The following is an 18,080-nucleotide window of genomic DNA, read 5'->3' as shown; positions in this document are numbered from 1 at the left end:
CGTACAGCAGGGCCAGCGCCATGATGCGCACCCAGCCTTGCCCGTACGGCGCCACGAACAGCGGCAGGGCCATCAGGGCCACCGCCGCCAGCAGGAAGACGATGATCTTCTGGTTGTTGTTTGTCATAGGTTTCTCCAGATCAAGCTCTATCTGCAACGCGCTCGCCCATCAGGCCCGAGGGGCGCAGGGTCAGCACGAGGATGAGCACGAGGAAGGCGAAGATCTCGACGTAGTGGGAGCCGAAGACGCCCCCGGTGAGCTCGCCCAGGTAGCCCGCCCCCAGGGCTTCGATCAGGCCCAGCAGCACGCCACCGACCATGGCGCCCGTCAGGTTGCCGATGCCACCAAACACAGCCGCCGTGAAGGCCTTCAGGCCCGGCAGGAAGCCCATGGAGTGCTGGATGGTGCCGTAGTTGGCCGCCCACATGATGCCGGCGATGGCCGCCAGGGCCGCCCCGATGACGAAGGTCATGGAGATGATGTGGTCCGGGCGCACGCCCATCAAGCCGGCCACGCGCGGGTTCTCGGCGGTGGCGCGCATGGCGCGGCCGAGCTTGGTTTTATTGACCAGCCACAGCAAGGCAGCCAGCACCACCACGGTGGTCACCAGGATCAGCACCTGGGTCAGGGTGATGACGGGGCCGTCTTCCCAGAGGAAGAAGACTTCCGGGGGCAGCAGTTGGGGAAAGGGCTTGGGATTGGGCTTCCAGATGATCATGGCCAGGGTCTGCAGCAGCAGGCTCATGCCCATGGCGGTGATCAGCGGGGCTAGGCGCGGCGCGTTGCGCAGCGGCCGGTAGGCCACCTTCTCGATGGTGAAGTTCAGCAGCGAGCACACGATGATGGCCGCGACCGCCGAGATCAGCAGCAGCACCCAGCCCGGCCAGCCCGTGCCGGCCAAGGCTGTCACCACCGTCCACGACACCATGGCGCCCACCATCAGCACTTCGCCGTGCGCAAAGTTGATCAGGCTGATGATCCCGTACACCATCGTGTACCCCAACGCCACCAAGGCATACATGCTCCCCAGCACCAGGCCGTTGATGATCTGTTGTACGAATATGTCCATTGAGAACCCTTCAGTCGACGTGTTCGTCGCGATTGAAAACAGCAGGGCTTATGCACATGCCGTGCCATGCCGCTGACTGCACCGGGTTTGCACTAGGCATCGTGCCCGTCGCTGCGCTGCTTTCTACGGGCTTACCCTTGCTTTCGACCGCAAAACAGCCGGAATTTCGCTCAACGTGCCGCTCGCGCCGTGGAGGCTTTGGTGGGTCGACGTCGGCTTGGGCGGAAACTCGCCCACCCCCCAAACCGCTTGGTGCGGAAATCCGCACTCGGGTGCGGCCATGCGCTGGCGGGGCTTTGGGCTGGCCCCGAAATATCTGTGCCGCTTGCGCCCAAGCCTGCTGCGATGTTGGGCAAACTACGCGCCCTGATGGTGCATGCTTTGATTCTTCGCGCTCGTCACCGCCTCTTGCCGTGGGCGGGTGTGCTCACGCGTCCGGGTTGGGTGGTCACCTTTACCGTGGCGCTGGTGATCCTCGGCATGGTCGTGGCACATCGCACCAGCAGCCGAGCCGGCTTGCAGCAATTGGCGGCAGTGGCGGGGGAGCGTTTAGAGCTCTATGCGTCCAACTTGGAAGCCGAGTTGGCCAGGCATGCCTACTTGCCGAGCTTGATGGCGTTGGACGATGATGTTCAAGCCCTGCTGAAACAGCCGCATGACGAGGCCTTGCGCCAGCGCACCAGCTTGCGCTTGGCCAAGGTGAATGTCCGAGCCGGTGCCATCTTGATGTTGGTGACCGACAAGTCTGGACAGGTCATTGCGTCCAGCCAGCCCTCTCGTCATGACGGCCTGCCGCCCGAGCGCCTAGCGTCCGCCCTGCAAGACGGAGCGACCAGCTTCTTCGCGACGCACTCCGTGGGCTTAGGCGCGGCGCCCGGCATGAGTGGGTCGACAGACCATGTCTTTGTGCAGCCCGTCCAGCGCGACGGACAGGTCCAAGGCCTGATGCTGGTGAAGATCAGCCTGGCGCCGCTGGAGGCGACCTGGATGGATTTGGGTGTGCGCTCCCATGGCGAAAAGCTGTTGGTGGTGGATGAGTTAGATGTCGTGATCATGAGTTCGGTGCCCGAATGGAAGTTTCGGGCCTTGGGCGAGGTGAGCGACGCGCGTCGCACCATGCTGATGAATACCGGCCGTTACCCCGCAGAGGCCCCGCTGAGCACCTTGACGCTGAAAGACGAAGAGCGCGTGGCGCCCGATGCGGTTTTGATGCGCGTGCCCGGTGTGGCAGGCAGTCGCAGCGGCCTGCGCCTGGCCCAAGAGCGTGCGGTGGTGCCGCTCGGCGTGAGGCTGATGACCCTGTCAGACCCTGCAGATGTATGGCGCAATGCCAGAACGGCGGCCTGGGGTGGTGGGGCCGTGGGGGCTGCGCTCGGGCTTTTAGCGCTGTATCTCTCCTTCAGGCGCCGGGCCGTGCTGCAGTTGTTTGAGGCGCGCAATCAACTGCAACTGGCTCACGATGAGCTGGAGCGCCAGGTCTACGAGCGCACGCGCGAGTTGCGCCGCACCAACGTCGAGCTGAAGCACCAGATTGCCCAGCGCCTGCAGACCGAGGATGAGTTGATCCAAGCCGGCAAGTTGGCGGTGCTGGGCCAGATGTCAGCAGGCATCTCGCATGAGATCAACCAACCGTTGACGGCTCTGCGGGCTTTGTCTCGCAACACGCAGTTGCTCTTGGGACAAGGGCGCACCAACACGGTGGCCGAGAACCTCAAGCTGATTGATGACATGGTCGAGCGCATGGCGAGCATCACGCGCCAACTCAAAACCTTTGCGCGCAAGGCCGAGAGCGGCCATGCAGCCATCTCATTGCTGGGCGCGGTACGCAATACAACGCTGTTGCTAGAACATCGCTTGCGCAGTGAGGGCGTGAGCTTGAACGTGGCCGTGCCGGAGAGCTTGCGCGTGCACTGCGACGCCAATCGCTTGGAGCAAGTGTTGGTGAACCTGTTCACCAACGCGCTGGACGCCATGAGCGATGCGCCTCGCAAGGTGTTGGATGTATGCACCGTTGCCTTGCCGCAAGCCCGTGGCGCCGATCGCGCATCGCCCCAGAGGGTGTTGGTGCAAGTCAGGGACAGCGGGCCTGGCATGCCTCAAGCCTTGCGTGCACGCTTGTTCGAGCCCTTTTTCACCACCAAGCCGGCAGGCCAAGGCCTGGGCTTGGGCTTGGTGATTTCCTCGAAAATCATCCATGAATTTGGTGGGACGCTGAAGGCCCACGCGCGCGATGACGTGGCTGATGACGGCCAGCCGGGCATGGTGTTTGAATTTGATTTGGAAGTCGCAGCAGATGTTTGAAGGCTATCGCGTCTTGTTCGTGGAAGATGACCCGCCCGTGCGGGCCAGCCTGACCCAAACCCTTGAGTTGGAAGGCTTGACCGTCGAGGCCTTTGCCTCGGCGGAAGCGGCCCTGCCGCACATTCAAGCCGGCATGCAGGCCATTGTGATCACCGATGTCCGCTTGCCGGGTATGGATGGCTTGGCTTTGCTCGACCATGTGCAGCAGGTGGATGCGGGCGTCCCGGTGGTCTTGGTCACCGCGCATGGTGATGTCGCGATGGCGGTGCGTGCCATGCGCGCAGGCGCCTACGATTTCATCGAGAAGCCTTTCGCACCCGAGCGCTTCGTTGACACCGCCAAGCGCGCCTTGGAGAAGCGTGTGCTGCGCGTGGCGGTGGATGAACTGCGCGCCCAACTGAACCAGCGCAGCGGCATTGAGGCCGTGCTGCTCGGGCATTCGCCCGCGATGCAGCAGGTGCGGCGCCAGATTTTGAATTTGGCCGATACCTCGGCGGACGTGATGATCCTGGGTGAAACCGGCACAGGCAAAGAGCTGGTGGCGCGCTGCCTGCATGACCACAGCCACCGCCGCGATCGGCACTTTGTGGCCATCAATTGCGGAGGGCTGCCTGAGTCTCTGTTTGAGAGTGAGCTGTTTGGCCACGAGCCCGGCGCTTTCACCTCAGCGGGCAAGCGCCGCATTGGCAAGATTGAGTTTGCCAATGGCGGCACGTTGCTGCTCGATGAGATCGAGACCATGCCCGTCGCACTGCAGATCAAGCTGCTGCGCATCTTGCAAGAACGCAAGGTTGAGCGGCTGGGCTCCAACGAGGAGGTGTCCGTCAACGTCCGTGTCATTGCGGCCACCAAGGCGGACTTGCGCGAGCTCTCAGAGCAAGGCAAGTTCAGAGGTGACCTCTACTACCGCTTGAATGTGGCCGTGCTTCACCTGCCGCCGCTGCGAGAGCGACGTGAAGATGTGCCGCTCTTGTTCGAGCATTTTGTCGCTCAGGCCAGTGCGCGGTACGGGCGCGAAGCGCCCGAGCTGAGCGCACAGCGCCTGCGCGAGCTGATGGCCCATGACTGGCCGGGCAATGTGCGCGAGGTGCGCAATGCGGCGGATCGCTTTGTGCTGGAGCTCGGTGGCACCGAAGGCTCAACGGCGCATGCTGAGGCTGCGCCCACGCTGGCGCAACAAATGGACTTGGTCGAAAAGACCTTGATCGAGCAAGCCCTGCGCCGCAGTGGCGGCAAGGTGCCGGCGGCGATGGAATTACTGGGAACCCCCAAGAAAACGCTCTACGACAAGCTGCACCGGCACGGCATTGAGCTGGAGCGCTTTCGCTGATCAGCGGTAGTGTGCCGGGTCGGGCGAGTCGGTGGGCTTGGCGATCACGCGCTTGAAGGCTTCACTCATGGGCTGCTGTAGGTTCAAGCCTTTGGGCGGCACGGGCGACTGGAACCAGCGCTGATAGATCGTGAAGATCTCGCCTCTGCGGTAGAGGTCTGTCAATACACCATCGACCAGGGCTTTGAAGGGGGCGTCGTCGCGCGGCAGCCCAATCGCATAGGGCTCGACACTGTAGGCCTCATCAGAGATCACGTACTCTGCCGATTGCGGGCTGCCGGCCAGCAGGCTGCGCAGCAACACATCGTCCATGGCAAAGGCCACCGCCCGGCCGGTTTGGACATGGCGGAAGGCGTCTGTGTCATCCAAGCCCACCAAGATCTTCATGTCCAGTTTGCGGCTCTGGTTGACATGGTGCAGGTACTGAATGCTGGTGGTGGCAATGGTGGACACCACGGGCTTGCCGCGCAGGTCGTCCAGCGTGCGGACGCCTTCTTCGCGACGCGAGAGCAAGCGGCTTTCAGCCAGAAAAGTGGTGATCGAAAACGATTGGTTGCGTTGCCGCTCCGCGGTGTTGGTGGTGACGCCGCATTCCAAGTCGACCGTGCCATTGGCCACCAGTGGCATACGGGTGGCCGAAGTCACCGCGATCAACTTGACTTCAAGGTCAGGCATGTCCAGGCGCTTGCGCACCTGATCCACCACGCGCCAGCACAGGTCCATGGAATAACCCACAGGCTTGAGCTTGGCATCGAGATAGGAAAACGGCACGGAGCTGAGGCGATGCCCCAGCACGATCACCCCGGTGTCGCGCACCTTGCGCAGGGTGGGGGAGTCTGCTGCACCGCCGGGCTGCGTTTGGCCCGACACCGCCGTTGGCAGGCCCAGGCCCCCCACCAGCGCCAAGCCCGCGAGCCACCGCCGCCAAGCGGCAGCGGTCTGGCGGAGGGCACGGGGAAGGTGGTGGGGGTACTTCAGCATGGTCGGGCCGAATTGTGTCAAAAAGCCACCGGCCACTCCCCTGGGCATGTGCGGATGGCTCTTCGGGAATTCGGCGACACTGTTTGCCTATTGCTCAGAGACTGCCATGAACTACCCCGACTACGACGCTCAATCTCCCATCACCCCACTGGACGCCGCAGAGCTGGACGCTCTGGACAACACACTGATGAACTTGCCTCAAGATGGCGTGATGACCTTGGATGGTCTGGACGGCTATCTGACCGCGTTGTTGGTGGGGCCGGCGGAGGTCTTGGGCACGCTGCCCACTGCGCACTGGTTGCCGGTGATTTGGGGCGGCGATGGTGACGCCGCGACAGCAGCGCCATTTGCCAGCAATCGACAGCGCAAGAACACCGTGGTGGCTGTGCTGCGCCACCTTCGCCATTTGTCAGCACAGTTGGCGACCGACGTGGACCAGTGGGAGCCGATCTTCAGCGTGGCCGAGCAGGGTGAGCGCGAGTGGGCCGATGCCAGCGATTGGTGTGCGGGCTTCTTGCAGGCGGTAGACCTGCGCCCCGAGGCCTGGGGCGGGGTGTGGGACTCGTCCGATTTGGGGCCACAACTCGCCCCCTTGCTGCAGTTGGGGGGCGGATTGGGCGATGAGTTGGATGCCGAGGGCTGCGACGAGGACGACTTGAGTGACCCCGAGACCGTGGACACCTTCAGCCGCATGGTGCCCGAGGCTGTGTTGGCTTTGCGCGCCCATTTCCACGCAGCGCCCTGAGTGGCGCGCTGGCGGCTCTTGGGCCGTCGTGATGGCGGCCGAGGCTTGCCGTTCGCTCAGGCCTTGACGCTGACTCGGTGTCCGTCGAACACCACCTTCTGGCCGGCTCGGATCTTGCAGGTCTTGCGGGTCTCAACCTGTCCATCCACCAGTACTTGGCCTTCCGAGATGACCGCGCGTGCACGGCCGCCACTCTCGGCCAAGCCGGTGGCTTTCAGGAGGGCATCTAAGGCGATGAATTCGCCGCGAAGGGTCAGGTCCATTTGATTCATGCCTGCATTGTCGCAGGCCACCCTTCGGGGCGGCAGCTCCGCTGGAGTCTGCCGCCCCGTGTCGACAGTTACTGGGTCAAGTTCAGGGTGTACTTGCCCGAGGTGCTGCCCACGCCACCGCCGTAGTAACGCACACGCACCGTCCACGTTACCGCCGTGGTGCCAGTGTTGGCGCGGGTGATGGTGTCCACCGCTCCGGTGCCCGCCGTCGCACTGGCCAGTTGCGTGCCGCTGCTGTTGTAGAGGTAGAGGTCATAGTCTGACGAGGCATTGGGCGTCAACTTGGCCGTCAGTGTTTTGCCCGCGCCGACCGTCAGCTTGAAATAGTCGGTGTCCGTCGAGGTTGCGATGGTGCCGTTGACCGTCACGGGCGTGGTGCTGATCAACTGCGCCGTGGCCAGCGTGTTGTTCGACTCCACCTCATTGATGGTGTTCACCGGTGGCGGCGTGACGCCCAAGGCGGCGTTGACTGCAGCCAGTGCGTCCACGATACCGGTGCCGCACTGCGTGCACGTGGCTGGGAACGCACGCGCGCTGGACTTGATGAGGCTCTCCACTTGATCCGGTGTCAACGATGGCTTGACGGACAACATCAGCGCGGCCACGCCTGCGACGTGGGGTGCAGCCATCGACGTGCCTTGGTAGTAGGCGGTCGAGTCCGCACCAGGCGTCGAGGTACCGGTATTCAAGGTTGACAAGACGCCGTTGGTGGTCCCCGTGCTCATATTGCCGCCGGGAGCGGCCACATCCACCAAGGCGCCGTAGTTGGAGTAGCTGGCGCGCCCCCCGTTGCGGCCGACCGCCGCCACGGTGATCACACCGCTGCAACTGGCTGGGGAGAAGCCAGAGACATTGGCGTTGGAGTTGCCTGCCGCCACCACAATGACGGTGTTGCGGCTGCGGGCACTGTTGATGGCATTTTGAGTGGTGTTGTCGCACGCTCCGCCACCGCCCAAGGACATATTGATGACGCGGGCAGGATTGGCATTGGCAGGTACGCCACTGACAGTGCCGCCCGAAGCCCAGATGATGGCGTCTGCGATGTCAGAGGTGTAGCCTCCGCATTTGCCCAAGACCCGTGCGGGGGAGACTTTGGCCCCAAAGGCCACGCCCGCTACACCGCTGCCGTTGTTGGTGACAGCGGCGATGGTGCCCGCCACATGGGTGCCGTGCCAACTGGAGTTGGAGGCAGGTTGTCCGACGCCACATTCACCGGCCGAGACCCAATCGCCGGGGTCGCTGGGGTCGCTGTCGCGGCCGTTGCCGTCGTTGGCCACGGCCAAGTCCGAAATGAAATCATGGCCAGGACGCAAATTGGCGGCCAGATCCGCATGGGCGCGGATGCCGGTATCGATGACGGACACCACCACACCGGCGCCCGTGCTCTTGTCCCACGCCTGCGGCAGGTTCAAGCCACCTGCGGCCTCAAAGTAGTGCCACTGGCTGTTGTAGGAGGGGTCGTTCGGTGTGAGCAGGGGCTGCATCAGACGATCAGGCTCTGCATACTCCACGGCAGGGTCCGCCGCTTGGATGCTGGCGGCCAACTGCTTGGCTGTAGCCACATCGACGACTCTGTCGAGCTTCAGCACATGCGCCCCCAACGCGTTGGTACGCAGCCACTTCATCTGCACACCCTGGCGCTGAACGGCTTCGTGAGCCAGTGCCATGGCCTGAGTTGTCGTTTGCTTGGCTGCGGGCGCTGAGTCCTTGTATTTGATGATCAGCCGCTGCGTGTTGCTGACGACAGGCGGGCTGACCAACATGTCTTCAGCTTGTCCAGCAAAACTGCTGGTTGCGCAGGCGAAGGCCGCTGCAACAGCGACAGGCATCAGTGCGAAGGACAGGGGGAACTTTTTCTGCATGCTCACTCCGTGGGTTAGTTTGGAGAACTGATGAGAGTGCCTTGATAAGGCTTGGCGATCATCGTGATGGACTCCACGGAGTGCAAGGCTCAATCTGCGTTAAGGCGCCTCCACTTTGAAAGCAGATGTATGTGCGGGTGTCAAATTTTGAATACCCAACAGGGTTAACCACTAAATGGGCTAGCGCCGCTGCTGGGCGTGCCACTGCTCTACGGCGGCCTGCATGGCCGTGACATGGCCCTCGGGTTTCATGCTGACATGCGCGGCCATGATCTTTCCGTCAGGGGCTATGGCGTAGGAAATGCGGTCGGCCATGCCGAGCATGAGGCTGGCGTCATAGGCTTTCATGATCTTGCCGCCAGCGTCTGCTCCAACCGCGAACTTGTTCCTGCAGGCCTCTATAGAAAAGCGCTTCAGGGTTTCGATGTCGTCATTCGACATGCCGATGACGGTGGCCCCTAAGGCTTGAAACCTGGGAGTCGCCTCGGCAAAGAGATGCGCCTCCACCGTGCAGCCGCTGGTGAAAGCCTTGGGGTAAAAGAACAAAACCACAGGCCCCTTCTTCAGCGCTTCTTGCATCACGAAAGAGGTGGTCTTGCCGCCCAAGGCCGACTCCGCTTGGAACATCGGCGCTTGCGCACCCACGGGCAGTGCGGCCCAGGTGCTTGGGCTCAGCAGTGCAAACGCCAGGCAAGCAATGGATCTGATTCGCATCGAGAGCTCCAGGTGATCAGGGCTTAAGGTGTGTTGAGCCTGAGGGTCATTTTCATGAACTCAAGCATGGCATAGAACTGAAAGTCCGCGTTCTCTTTGCGCTGGAATCCATGCCCCTCGTTTTCCGCCAGCAAGTACCAGACGGGGGTTCCGTTGGCACGCGCCTTGGCCACAATCTGTTCCGCCTCTGTCCACGGCACGCGAGGATCATTGCGGCCTTGGATCACAAACAAAGGCTTGCGAATCTTGTGCGCGTTGGTCAGAGGCGAGATGGCCTCGAGATGAGCCCGCATCGCCGGCTCGCGCTCATCGCCATACTCCACGCGACGCAGGTCACGCCGATAGCTTTCGGTGTTCTGCAAGAACGTCACGAAGTGCGAGATGCCGACCACGTCGATGGCGCCGGCGATGCGATCTGCATAGTGGGTGCTAACGGCCAGGCTCATGTACCCGCCGTAACTGCCGCCCATGACCAATACGCGTGAAGGGTCCAGGTTGGGTTGGGTCGCAATCCAATCCAGCAGCGCGCCGATGTCCTTGACGGAGTCCTCGCGCTTAAAGCCGTTGTCCAAGGTCAAAAAGGTTTTGCCGTAGCCGCTGGAGCCTCGCACATTGGGCTGGATGATGGCCACACCCATCTCTTCTACCAAATAGCTCATCCGCCCCAAGAAGCCAAAAGTGGCCTGTCCTTCGGGGCCGCCGTGAATGTTGATCAGCACCGGGCGCTTGCCGGTGAATTTGGCGGGGGGTTGTGTCAACAGTCCGGAGATGGTGAGGCCGTCGAAGCTGGGCCAACGCACGATGCGCTGACGTGCAAACTGGCTGGCGTCGATGCCGGGTGCGGCCTCGGCTTTGGTCCAGGGCGTGACGCTCTTGCTTTGGGGGTTGAGCACATAAAGCTGACTAGGGCCGCCTGCGCCGTTGACGGAAAACACCAAGTCCTGACTGGCCGGCCTGAAGTGCACACCGCCCACACTGCCATTGGGCAACTCCGGCAGGCTCACTTCTTTCATGGTGGTGGTGTCGAAGAGGCGCAGCGTCCCGAGCCCGTCTTCATTGGCGCGCACGGCCAGCCAACGCCCGTCACGGGAGGTGTCTCCACCATTGACATCCCAAGGGATGTGCCCGGTCAGGCGGCTCAGTGTTTGGGTGTCTAGGCGGAGTTGCTGAAGTTCGCGGAACTCGCCTGCGCGGTCTGTGACCACAAAGAGGGATTTGTCATCGGCCGAGAAACCGGCGGCCAAGTGCACGGCCTTAGCCTGTCCGGCAGCAGGCAGCACTTGACGCTTCTGCCCTGTGCTGATGTCCATCAGCCAGACTTCGGATTCATTCGCTGAACGGTAGTGCGACAGCGCCAACTGACGGTTGTCATGAGACGCACTGCTGACACCCCAGCCGCCGCCAGGCAACTCAGCCAGTAGTTGGCGTTGTTCGGGCAGAAGGGGGTTCAGCAGCCAGACTTGGGTGTTCACGGTGGCACGGCTGCCGCCAGTGGCTGTTTTGTCCAGCGGCACGGAGGTATGGATCAAACGACTGGCTTGGCCGGCTTGCGGGTGCAGCCAGATCTCAAAGTTGTGGCGTTGAGTCGGGTCGCTGAGTTGCACCGTCTGCCCGGTGCCTTCGTCAAAGCGGAAGAGTTGCGTCACCTCGCTGCCGCCCGCCGCCCGCTCGAAGACGATGTACTCACCGGCCCGCGGCTCATAGCTGGCACTGCTGATCGGTTCAGAGGTGCTGATCAATGGCTTGAGTGCACCCATGGGGGCGTCGAGCTTGAAGACCTGGGGCAGGCTTGCCCCCGCCGGCCGGTGAGAGACCAGCATTTCGTTGCGCGCTGGGTGCCAATCCAAGAAGCCATGGCCTCGGAAGTCGGTGTAGCGCGCGACGCGCTCAACGGTGGCCAAAGGGACGGGCGGAATGCCCTCAGCACGCAATTGCGCATTGGGAGCCAACACAGCTTCCTTGGAAGCCGGTGCCCAGTGGGAGCAGCCGGCAACGAGAAGCGCAGAGAAAACAGCGACGCAGCGCCAGACGGGCATAGACGACATATTGGGCTCGAAAAGAGGGGGTTCGCGACTGTAGCGCTAAGCGCCGGCCGGCATCTAGGGGCAGTGGGCCTATGAACCCTACCCGCGTGGCTTGTAGGGCTCACCCTGAGGGCAGGGCGTCCAAGTGTGTTGGCGGGCGTTGCTCACCTTGCCCGGGCACCAGCCCGGGCTGCGGATTGCGCCTACTCCAGCGCCCTCGGACACGCCTGCGCGGGCAGGGTTTAGAGGTGACCAGAACCTAGCCCCTTGGGCACCTGCTTCCGTCGCTTCCCTTCGGCCTGAGGCGCCTGAGCGCCCATTCAGCCCGGTCAATCCTCACCGTGCGGGCGACCCAGTTTCGATGAGTGTCGCCGCTGCACCTTTGGGGGCTCACAAGGCGTCCCACGGCCAAGGAGACATCGAGGCTCTAATTGGCGCTAGCATGTAGGGTTTTGTACGAGGATCATCCCCGCCATGGCCGCTGCCAGTTTGCTTGCATTGATCGACGACATCGCCACGATCTTGGACGATGTTGCGGTGTTGACCAAAGTCGCTGCCAAGAAGACGGCGGGCGTGCTCGGGGACGATCTGGCGCTGAACGCACAGCAGGTGGCCGGTGTCCAGGCGGACCGCGAATTGCCCGTGGTGTGGGCGGTGGCCAAGGGCTCGCTCTTGAATAAAGCCATTTTGGTGCCGGCTGCCTTGGCCATCAGTGCCTTTATGCCTTGGTTGATCACGCCGCTGTTGATGATTGGCGGAGCCTTTCTCTGCTACGAGGGCTTTGAGAAACTGGCGCACCGCTTTTTGCACAAGCCCGAAGAGGACGAAGCGCATCACGCGGAATTGACGCAAGCCTTGAGCAACCCTGAGGTTGACCTTGTGGCCTTTGAGAAGGACAAGATCAAGGGCGCTGTGCGCACCGACTTCATCTTGTCGGCCGAGATCATTGCCATTACTTTGGGCACGGTGGCCACTCAGCCCTTACAGACCCAGTTCACGGTGTTGGCTCTGGTCGCGCTGGTCATGACGGTCGGGGTGTATGGCATCGTGGCGGGCATCGTGAAGCTGGACGATGCCGGGCTCTACCTGAGCCGACAAGCCAGCTCAGCCGCGCAGGCCTTTGGCCGCTTCCTGCTCGTCTTGGCACCGTGGCTGATGAAAGCTTTGGCCGTGGCGGGCACCGCTGCCATGTTCCTGGTGGGCGGCGGCATTTTGATTCACGGCATCGGGCCTTTGCACCATTTGATTGAGCCCTTGGGTGGCGTGGCGGGCCTGCTGGCCGAAGGCTTGGTGGGCATTGTGGCGGGAGCCTTGGTCTTGGGCGGCGTGACCTTGGTCCAGAAGCTGAAGGCCTGATCAGGCCAGCCGCAGCCGCGCCGCGTGAAGTCGCGCGTAGGCCGGCTCACACGCCTTCGCCACGGCCAGACCTTGGCCTGAAAGCTGAGGCTGGCGCGGCCGCCAGGGCTCGAAGCCGGTAGAGCGCCACACCGCGTCATACCAATGCGGCGCCCAGATGCCATCGCTGGGCCTGGGCCCGGCCGGCCAAGACAACATGCTCGGCATAAAGGCGATGCCGAGGTGTTCGCAAAGCGCTTGAAGATAAGCGCTTGGCTGCTGCAGAAAATCATCGACATCAATGACCAAGGGCGCGTGGCCTGTTTGGGCTTCGATGGCCTCGAAGAGGGTCACCTGCTGCAACAGACCGATGTCCTCGGGTGCGACTTCTGCCCGCGACTTCAGGTACGACTCCACCACCTGGTCCGGGGCCCGGATCAGCAACACATTGGTCAAGCCATGAATCCAGTCCACCGCCATGCTAGGCAAGAGGTGGTGGGTCATGTGCTTTTGATACCAGATCGGCTTGGCGTCTGGCGCTGGGCCTTGCAGTGTGGTGACCACCTTGCGCCAGTCGGTTTCACCGTGGGCCAATATCTCTGCGCGGCCAGGGTGATCCAGCCCCGTTTGCGCCAGGTAGGCCGCATACAGCGGCTCATCGCTCACGGCGCAATCGGGCCTGTTTTCCCAGGCCCGCATCATGGCAGTGGAGATGTTACGCGGCCCACTCCACATGGCTAGGCGAAGTGTCATGCGCGCGCTCCTTGTGCGCTGCGCCGGGCGGCTTGTGCTTGCGCTGTTTGGGCGACGTCGCGTTGCACCAGGTCTTTGTAGAGCGATTGCAAGCGTTGCACCATGGGGCCGGGCAGGCTGTCTGTGAGCACTCGGCCATCGACGGTCTTGACAGGCACCACGCCCGCAAAGGTGCCGGTACAAAACGCCTCATCGGCCCCATAGACCTGGGTGAGGCTGAAGTTCTTCTCGAAGACCGGGATGCCGGCTTCCCTGCAAACGCGGATCACATTGGAGCGGGTGATGCCGCCGAGGCAGTAGTCGCCCGTGCTGGTCCAGACTTCGCCTTGGCGAACAATGAAGAAGTGGGTGGAGTTGCAGGTGGCCACGAAGCCGTGTGGGTCCAGCATCAAGGCTTCATCGGCGCCCGCCGTGGTGGCCTGAATACAGGCCGTGATGCAGTTGAGTTTGCTGTGGCTGTTGAGCTTGGGGTCTTGCACATCCGGAAAGCCCCGGCGCACATGCACGGTGAAAAGGTTCAGGCCAGCCGCCAGCGTCTCCGGCTTAGCCAGCTTGAACTCCGGCAGGATCACCACCGTGGCCTGCCCGATGCAGGCGCGAGGGTCTTGGTAGGGCGTGCGCTTCATGCCGCGCGTCACCATCAAACGGATGTGCACACCGTCGTCCATGGCGTTGGCGGCCAAGGTGTCGTAGATCGCGTCGGTGAGGGCTTCCCGGCTCATGCCGATATCCAGCGCGATGGCTTTGGCGCCCTCGTAAAGCCGGTCCAGATGAGCCCCCAAGAATAAGGGGTGTCCACGGACGACTCGCAGGCCCTCCCATACGCCATCGCCCAGCACAAAACCGCTGTCAAAGACGGAAATTTTGGCGTCATCCCGGTGGTGCAGTGCACCGTTGATCCAGATGCGGATCTCAGCGTTACGCGGGTCGTCGTGGAAGTCGTGAATGCTTTGGGCCATGGTTGCCATGCGGGTTGATCTGGACGCGCAGGAGTGTAGTCGGCGCTGGATGAGATGGCATCATGACGTGCTTGGCGTCACGCTGTACGTGGCACGGAACTTGAGCCTATCGGCTTTGTTTCAAACTCTCAAGGGCGCGTTATCGCGCGTCATCTTCAAAGGAATTGCAGAATGAAGAATCGTTCCAAAAGGCTGGCCATCAGTTGTGCTGTGCTGTTCGGGTTGGTCAATGGCGTCTCGACTGCCCAGACCTTGGAGGGCAAAGCACCCGCGAATGGCAAGATGATGACCATTCAAGAGTTGCGCTCCTGCATCAAGCAGCAGGAGGGCCTAAAGGCTCAGCGCGAAGACATCCAGAAACGCCGTGCTGACATGGATGCCGAGCGAGCAGCCATTGCTAAAGATGCAGAAGACATCAAGCCGCTCCGCGAAGAAGTTCAAGCCAAGAACGCACAGGTGAAGGCGTTCAATGAGAAGCACAAAGCTTTCGGCGATAGGGTGAATGCCTTCAATCAAAAGGTTGCTGAAGCCAAAGACAGTGGGCGGACAGGTGTAATGCTCGAAAAGATGATGCGCGACATCAGCAAGGAGGAGCGCGAACTGCAGGCGCAAGATGCGGCCCTCAAGGCAGAAAGCAAGGGCGTCATGGACGGTGTCCAGGAAAGCATTAACAGGTTCAACGCCAGGGCAGACGCGAACCAAAAGCGCGCGTTGGCATGGAACGAAGGCAACAAGAAGCTCGAGTCTGAGGAGGCTGCCTATGAGGACAAGCGCATGGATTGGAGCGCCAATTGCGGCGGCCGTCGCTACCGCGAAGACGATGAAAAAGCCATTCGTGCCGAGATGAAGTGAGTCGCTGACCCATGCGTTGCCTCGTCTTGGGCGGCAGCCGCTTTGTCGGGCGGCACATCGTCGAGGCGCTGCTCGCCCGCGGTGATCAAGTCACAGTGTTTCACCGCGGCCAATCTGTGCTGCCGCCCTGGGCGGGCAGGGTCGAGCGGCGCCTCGGGGATCGGCGAGTCGATCTTCAGGCCCTGGCTCATGGCACCTGGGATGTGGTGGTGGACACCTGCGGCTACATTCCCTCAGAAGTCCGAGCTTCAGCCCGATGCCTCAAGGGGCGCGTCGGCCATTACCTCTACATCTCCAGTGTGTCGGCTTATGCCGATGCCACGCAGCCGAATGACGAGACTGCTGCGCTGGGGCAGCTTGAGGATGAGCACACCGAGGTCGTCGATGGCCGCACCTATGGCCCCTTGAAGGCCCTGTGCGAGCAAGCGCTGTTGCGCGAGTGGGGGCCTGAGCATTGCACCCTCATTCGCCCTGGTTTGGTGGTGGGGCCGCATGACCCCACGCAACGCTTCACGTGGTGGCCGGCGCGGGTGAGCAGGGCACAGCCGCTAGAGCCAATCCCTGTGCCAGGCACTCCAGATGATCCCGTGCAGTTCATTGATGCGCGCGATCTGGCCACCTTTGCGGTCCACCTCATGGCCCGGGCTCAAGCGGGCGTCTTCAACGCGGTCACCCCGGCTGGCGACATCACCTTTGGTGCTTTGCTCGAGGCCTGTGCCGAGGCTGCTGGCGTGAGGCCAACCTGGGTCTGGGCGAGCCCAGAGCAGCTCGCCCACGCGGAGGTCCGGCCTTGGGTGGACATGCCCGTGTGGTTGCCGCCCGAGGGGGAGTACGCCGCTTTCATGCGGGTCAGCGGTGCGCGGGCAGCAGCGGCAGGTTTGCGCATCCGCCCCATGGTGCAGACGGTCGCTGACACGCTGGCGTGGTGGCAGGGGCTGCCGCCAGATCAGCAAGCCTTCACCCTGGCGGGCTTGAGGCCCGAGCGAGAGGCGCAACTGTTGGCAGGCTTGCTCAAGCCCACAGCGGCGGCTTGAACACCATCAAGCCGAAGACCAGCACCATGGCCGTGAACGCGGGGTAGCCCAAGACTTCCCACCGCTTGGCATCTCGCCAATAGCCCTCTGGCAATGGTGCTTGATCATGGGCACAACAGGCGGCAGCGGTTTTGGCCATGCGAACCTGCAGCCACACCACAGGCAGCCAGCATGCTCCCGCCAAGACATAGAGTGCCAGTGCGCTGGCCAGCCACGGTGTGCTCAGGGGCCAGCCTGCGAGCTGCGCTAGCCAGAGACCCGTCAACGGTTGGATGAGCACCGCGGGCGTGGTGAACCACCAGTCTGCTTTGACCACCAAGCGCGCCACCACGGCCTGTGCCGCCACAGAGCCGCTGCGGTTGGCAAAGAACAGATCCGTGCCGCACCACAGCGCAGAGAGGCTGGCCAGGGCCCATTGACGACGTGTCATGATGCGAGCCATCTGTCGTGTGCCTCTGGGAGCGTGCCCCAAAAGGCCGAGGCGCTGCGCGGTGGGTAGCCCAGAAGCTTGGCCAGCGGCCGGCTGTCGGCGGTGTTGTCTTGGCTCATCAAGGAGAGGGTGTCATGGCCCCACGGGGTGAAGGGCAGGCAGTCCCCCAGCGTGGCTCCCCAATAGGCCAGGGCATCTGGCAAGGCCCAATGCCGCGCTGGGCGCAGGCCTCTCTGCTGCCTCAAGGATTGAATGAAGTCAGAGAGGGTCATGGCTTGATCCCCGACCACGGCCAAGCGCCCCGTCACGTCGCAAGTCGGGTTGGCCAGCTTCAGCACGGCCTCGGCCAGGTCGTCCACACACACCGGTTGAATGCGGCACGTGAAGGCTGATTTGGGTAACACCAAGCATGGCCAACGCGCCATCTGCAAGAAGAGTTGGGTGCTGGCGCCCTGCGGCCCCAACACCACGCTCGGTTGCAGCACCACACCATCGAGCAGGCCGCGGTCGTTCAGACGCAGCAAAGCAGCTTCGGCGGCCAACTTGCTGCGGGCATAAAGGCGTGGGTTGGTCTCTAGCCCCAATGCAGAGATGTGCAGCACCCTGCGCACACCGGCGTCAGCAGCCGCTTGAAACAGCGCCACGGGCGCTTGCGTGTGCACCACTTGCATCGGCGTGCGGCGGCTGTCCCGCAGCACGCCCACCGCATTGACCACGGCATCGATCCCTTCCAGCCACGGGCGCCAGCGGCTGGGGCAGGTGGCTTGAGTGAAGCGCAGAGGCTGCACCCCGGGGCTGAGGGGCTCATGCAGGCTTCGCACCGTGTGCCCGGCCCGCACAAAGGCTTGGTGGATGCGGCGGCCGATGAAGCCCGTGGCACCGCACAGCAGGATGTTCATGACGCCTGCTCCGATGAGGTATTGGGGGTGGCGCTGCAGGCTCCCGCCGCACACTGCCGGGCCTGCACCTGGGCGGCCGCCCGCCGGAGGGCTCGCCCAAAGAGCAGCCCCGAAAGCACTTGGGGCATGTGTTGGCGGTTGCGTGCGACCCAAGGGTAGAGTGCATCGGCCATGGGGGCCAACAGCGGCCACGACAGCACCTTCGAGACTTGAGGCAGGCCGGCGGCTTGATAGGCCAGACGGAACACGTCGACGCCACGGACCCACTCGCCATCGGCTTGGCGGGCGTGGATCTCGGTCATCATGGCCTCGCGGCTGACGCCGTCGATGTGGCTGGGCACCTCGGGGGCTGACACATCCACAAAGGCCAGGTGCCCTGCTGTGTTGCGCAGCATCAGGTTGTGCATCTCGGCGGCACACAAGGGGCAAGAAGCGTCATAGAACAGGGTCAGGGGATAGATCGCTGGGTTCATGGACATCTCCGTTTGAAATTTCAGTAAAAACAGAAATAAACTGCCA

Annotated in this window: 17 protein-coding genes; 6 read left to right on the top strand and 11 right to left on the bottom strand. The window is 62.8% G+C overall.

All coding sequences use genetic code 11. The features are described 5' to 3' along the window. Positions 1-140 precede the first annotated feature (140 nt). Entirely contained in the window at positions 141-1,070 is a 930-nt protein-coding gene (locus tag KAK11_RS07775; RefSeq protein WP_210807897.1) for a branched-chain amino acid ABC transporter permease, read from the bottom strand. Between the two features lie 345 nt (positions 1,071-1,415). Between KAK11_RS07775 and KAK11_RS07770 the strand changes: the two genes are divergently transcribed. Together KAK11_RS07770 and KAK11_RS07765 are read left to right on the top strand one after the other, a co-directional pair. Next, complete coding sequence (locus KAK11_RS07770) at positions 1,416-3,371, top strand: sensor histidine kinase (protein WP_210807895.1); 1,956 nt, start codon at positions 1,416-1,418, stop codon at positions 3,369-3,371. After that, a complete protein-coding gene (locus KAK11_RS07765; RefSeq protein ID WP_375140669.1) occupies positions 3,337-4,701 on the top strand; it encodes a sigma-54-dependent transcriptional regulator in 1,365 nt (454 codons plus the stop codon). Before KAK11_RS07770 ends, KAK11_RS07765 begins: the two co-directional genes overlap by 35 nt. Here KAK11_RS07765 and KAK11_RS07760 read toward each other — a convergent pair whose 3' ends face one another. After that, positions 4,702-5,682, bottom strand: a complete 981-nt coding sequence (locus KAK11_RS07760) for an amino acid ABC transporter substrate-binding protein (RefSeq protein ID WP_210807893.1) — start codon at positions 5,680-5,682, stop codon at positions 4,702-4,704. 106 nt (positions 5,683-5,788) lie between these two features. Here KAK11_RS07760 and KAK11_RS07755 point away from each other — a divergent pair, with 106 nt between their 5' ends. After that, positions 5,789-6,427, top strand: a complete 639-nt coding sequence (locus KAK11_RS07755; RefSeq protein WP_210807891.1) for a UPF0149 family protein — start codon at positions 5,789-5,791, stop codon at positions 6,425-6,427. 56 nt (positions 6,428-6,483) lie between these two features. Here the strand turns inward: KAK11_RS07755 and KAK11_RS07750 are convergent, their stop codons facing one another. From KAK11_RS07750 to KAK11_RS07735, 4 genes are all read right to left on the bottom strand, one after another. After that, a complete protein-coding gene (locus KAK11_RS07750) occupies positions 6,484-6,699 on the bottom strand; it encodes an RNA-binding S4 domain-containing protein (protein WP_210807889.1) in 216 nt (71 codons plus the stop codon). A 68-nt stretch (positions 6,700-6,767) separates the two neighbouring features. Beyond that, a complete protein-coding gene (locus tag KAK11_RS07745; protein ID WP_246498556.1) occupies positions 6,768-8,561 on the bottom strand; it encodes a S8 family peptidase in 1,794 nt (597 codons plus the stop codon). A gap of 180 nt (positions 8,562-8,741) precedes the next feature. Then, positions 8,742-9,275 carry a peroxiredoxin gene (locus tag KAK11_RS07740; RefSeq protein WP_210807887.1) on the bottom strand — a complete coding sequence of 178 codons (534 nt, stop codon included), beginning with the start codon at positions 9,273-9,275 and terminating at the stop codon, positions 8,742-8,744. A 23-nt stretch (positions 9,276-9,298) separates the two neighbouring features. Next, the gene (locus KAK11_RS07735; RefSeq protein WP_310737764.1) at positions 9,299-11,227 is read right to left on the bottom strand and encodes a S9 family peptidase; all 1,929 of its coding nucleotides are present in this window, start codon (positions 11,225-11,227) and stop codon (positions 9,299-9,301) included. A gap of 546 nt (positions 11,228-11,773) precedes the next feature. Here KAK11_RS07735 and KAK11_RS07730 point away from each other — a divergent pair. Next, positions 11,774-12,655, top strand: a complete 882-nt coding sequence (locus KAK11_RS07730) for a DUF808 domain-containing protein (RefSeq protein WP_210807885.1) — start codon at positions 11,774-11,776, stop codon at positions 12,653-12,655. Here the strand turns inward: KAK11_RS07730 and KAK11_RS07725 are convergent, their stop codons facing one another. Together KAK11_RS07725 and KAK11_RS07720 are read right to left on the bottom strand one after the other, a co-directional pair. After that, positions 12,656-13,387, bottom strand: a complete 732-nt coding sequence (locus KAK11_RS07725) for a sulfotransferase-like domain-containing protein (protein WP_210807883.1) — start codon at positions 13,385-13,387, stop codon at positions 12,656-12,658. Further along, positions 13,384-14,346 carry an aminotransferase class IV gene (locus KAK11_RS07720; RefSeq protein WP_210807881.1) on the bottom strand — a complete coding sequence of 321 codons (963 nt, stop codon included), beginning with the start codon at positions 14,344-14,346 and terminating at the stop codon, positions 13,384-13,386. The genes KAK11_RS07725 and KAK11_RS07720 overlap by 4 nt, the downstream gene beginning before the upstream one ends. A 171-nt stretch (positions 14,347-14,517) precedes the next feature. Here KAK11_RS07720 and KAK11_RS07715 point away from each other — a divergent pair, with 171 nt between their 5' ends. Together KAK11_RS07715 and KAK11_RS07710 are read left to right on the top strand one after the other, a co-directional pair. Further along, on the top strand, positions 14,518-15,198 hold the full coding sequence (locus tag KAK11_RS07715) for a hypothetical protein (RefSeq protein ID WP_210807879.1): 681 nt from the start codon (positions 14,518-14,520) through the stop codon (positions 15,196-15,198). An 11-nt stretch (positions 15,199-15,209) separates the two neighbouring features. Continuing rightward, positions 15,210-16,232, top strand: a complete 1,023-nt coding sequence (locus tag KAK11_RS07710; protein ID WP_210807877.1) for an NAD-dependent epimerase/dehydratase family protein — start codon at positions 15,210-15,212, stop codon at positions 16,230-16,232. Here KAK11_RS07710 and KAK11_RS07705 read toward each other — a convergent pair. From KAK11_RS07705 to KAK11_RS07695, 3 genes are read right to left on the bottom strand one after another with little or no spacing between them, the layout of a single operon-like run. After that, a complete protein-coding gene (locus KAK11_RS07705) occupies positions 16,210-16,662 on the bottom strand; it encodes a DUF2269 family protein (protein ID WP_246498548.1) in 453 nt (150 codons plus the stop codon). The genes KAK11_RS07710 and KAK11_RS07705 overlap by 23 nt on opposite strands. Then, a complete protein-coding gene (locus tag KAK11_RS07700; protein ID WP_210807873.1) occupies positions 16,659-17,561 on the bottom strand; it encodes an NAD-dependent epimerase/dehydratase family protein in 903 nt (300 codons plus the stop codon). Before KAK11_RS07700 ends, KAK11_RS07705 begins: the two co-directional genes overlap by 4 nt. Beyond that, the gene (locus KAK11_RS07695; RefSeq protein WP_246498546.1) at positions 17,558-18,034 is read right to left on the bottom strand and encodes a thiol-disulfide oxidoreductase DCC family protein; all 477 of its coding nucleotides are present in this window, start codon (positions 18,032-18,034) and stop codon (positions 17,558-17,560) included. Before KAK11_RS07695 ends, KAK11_RS07700 begins: the two co-directional genes overlap by 4 nt. Between the last annotated feature and the right edge of the window lie 46 nt (positions 18,035-18,080).

Origin of the sequence: Ideonella paludis (assembly GCF_018069865.1) — a bacterium.
In the GTDB taxonomy this organism is placed as follows: domain Bacteria; phylum Pseudomonadota; class Gammaproteobacteria; order Burkholderiales; family Burkholderiaceae_C; genus Ideonella; species Ideonella paludis.
This window is presented reverse-complemented; position numbering and strand designations above follow the sequence as displayed.

Bases quoted from the DNA above. Each gene is read 5' to 3' on its own strand.
- KAK11_RS07710 (WP_210807877.1), top strand. From the start codon at position 15,210: ATGCGTTGCCTCGTCTTGGGCGGCAGCCGCTTTGTCGGGCGGCACATC.
- KAK11_RS07760 (WP_210807893.1), bottom strand. From the start codon at position 5,682: ATGCTGAAGTACCCCCACCACCTTCCCCGTGCCCTCCGCCAGACCGCT.
- KAK11_RS07695 (WP_246498546.1), bottom strand. From the start codon at position 18,034: ATGAACCCAGCGATCTATCCCCTGACCCTGTTCTATGACGCTTCTTGC.
- KAK11_RS07775 (WP_210807897.1), bottom strand. From the start codon at position 1,070: ATGGACATATTCGTACAACAGATCATCAACGGCCTGGTGCTGGGGAGC.
- KAK11_RS07755 (WP_210807891.1), top strand. From the start codon at position 5,789: ATGAACTACCCCGACTACGACGCTCAATCTCCCATCACCCCACTGGAC.
- KAK11_RS07730 (WP_210807885.1), top strand. From the start codon at position 11,774: ATGGCCGCTGCCAGTTTGCTTGCATTGATCGACGACATCGCCACGATC.
- KAK11_RS07700 (WP_210807873.1), bottom strand. From the start codon at position 17,561: ATGAACATCCTGCTGTGCGGTGCCACGGGCTTCATCGGCCGCCGCATC.
- KAK11_RS07740 (WP_210807887.1), bottom strand. From the start codon at position 9,275: ATGCGAATCAGATCCATTGCTTGCCTGGCGTTTGCACTGCTGAGCCCA.
- KAK11_RS07705 (WP_246498548.1), bottom strand. From the start codon at position 16,662: ATGACACGTCGTCAATGGGCCCTGGCCAGCCTCTCTGCGCTGTGGTGC.
- KAK11_RS07725 (WP_210807883.1), bottom strand. From the start codon at position 13,387: ATGACACTTCGCCTAGCCATGTGGAGTGGGCCGCGTAACATCTCCACT.
- KAK11_RS07715 (WP_210807879.1), top strand. From the start codon at position 14,518: ATGAAGAATCGTTCCAAAAGGCTGGCCATCAGTTGTGCTGTGCTGTTC.
- KAK11_RS07720 (WP_210807881.1), bottom strand. From the start codon at position 14,346: ATGGCCCAAAGCATTCACGACTTCCACGACGACCCGCGTAACGCTGAG.
- KAK11_RS07770 (WP_210807895.1), top strand. From the start codon at position 1,416: ATGTTGGGCAAACTACGCGCCCTGATGGTGCATGCTTTGATTCTTCGC.
- KAK11_RS07745 (WP_246498556.1), bottom strand. From the start codon at position 8,561: ATGCAGAAAAAGTTCCCCCTGTCCTTCGCACTGATGCCTGTCGCTGTT.
- KAK11_RS07750 (WP_210807889.1), bottom strand. From the start codon at position 6,699: ATGAATCAAATGGACCTGACCCTTCGCGGCGAATTCATCGCCTTAGAT.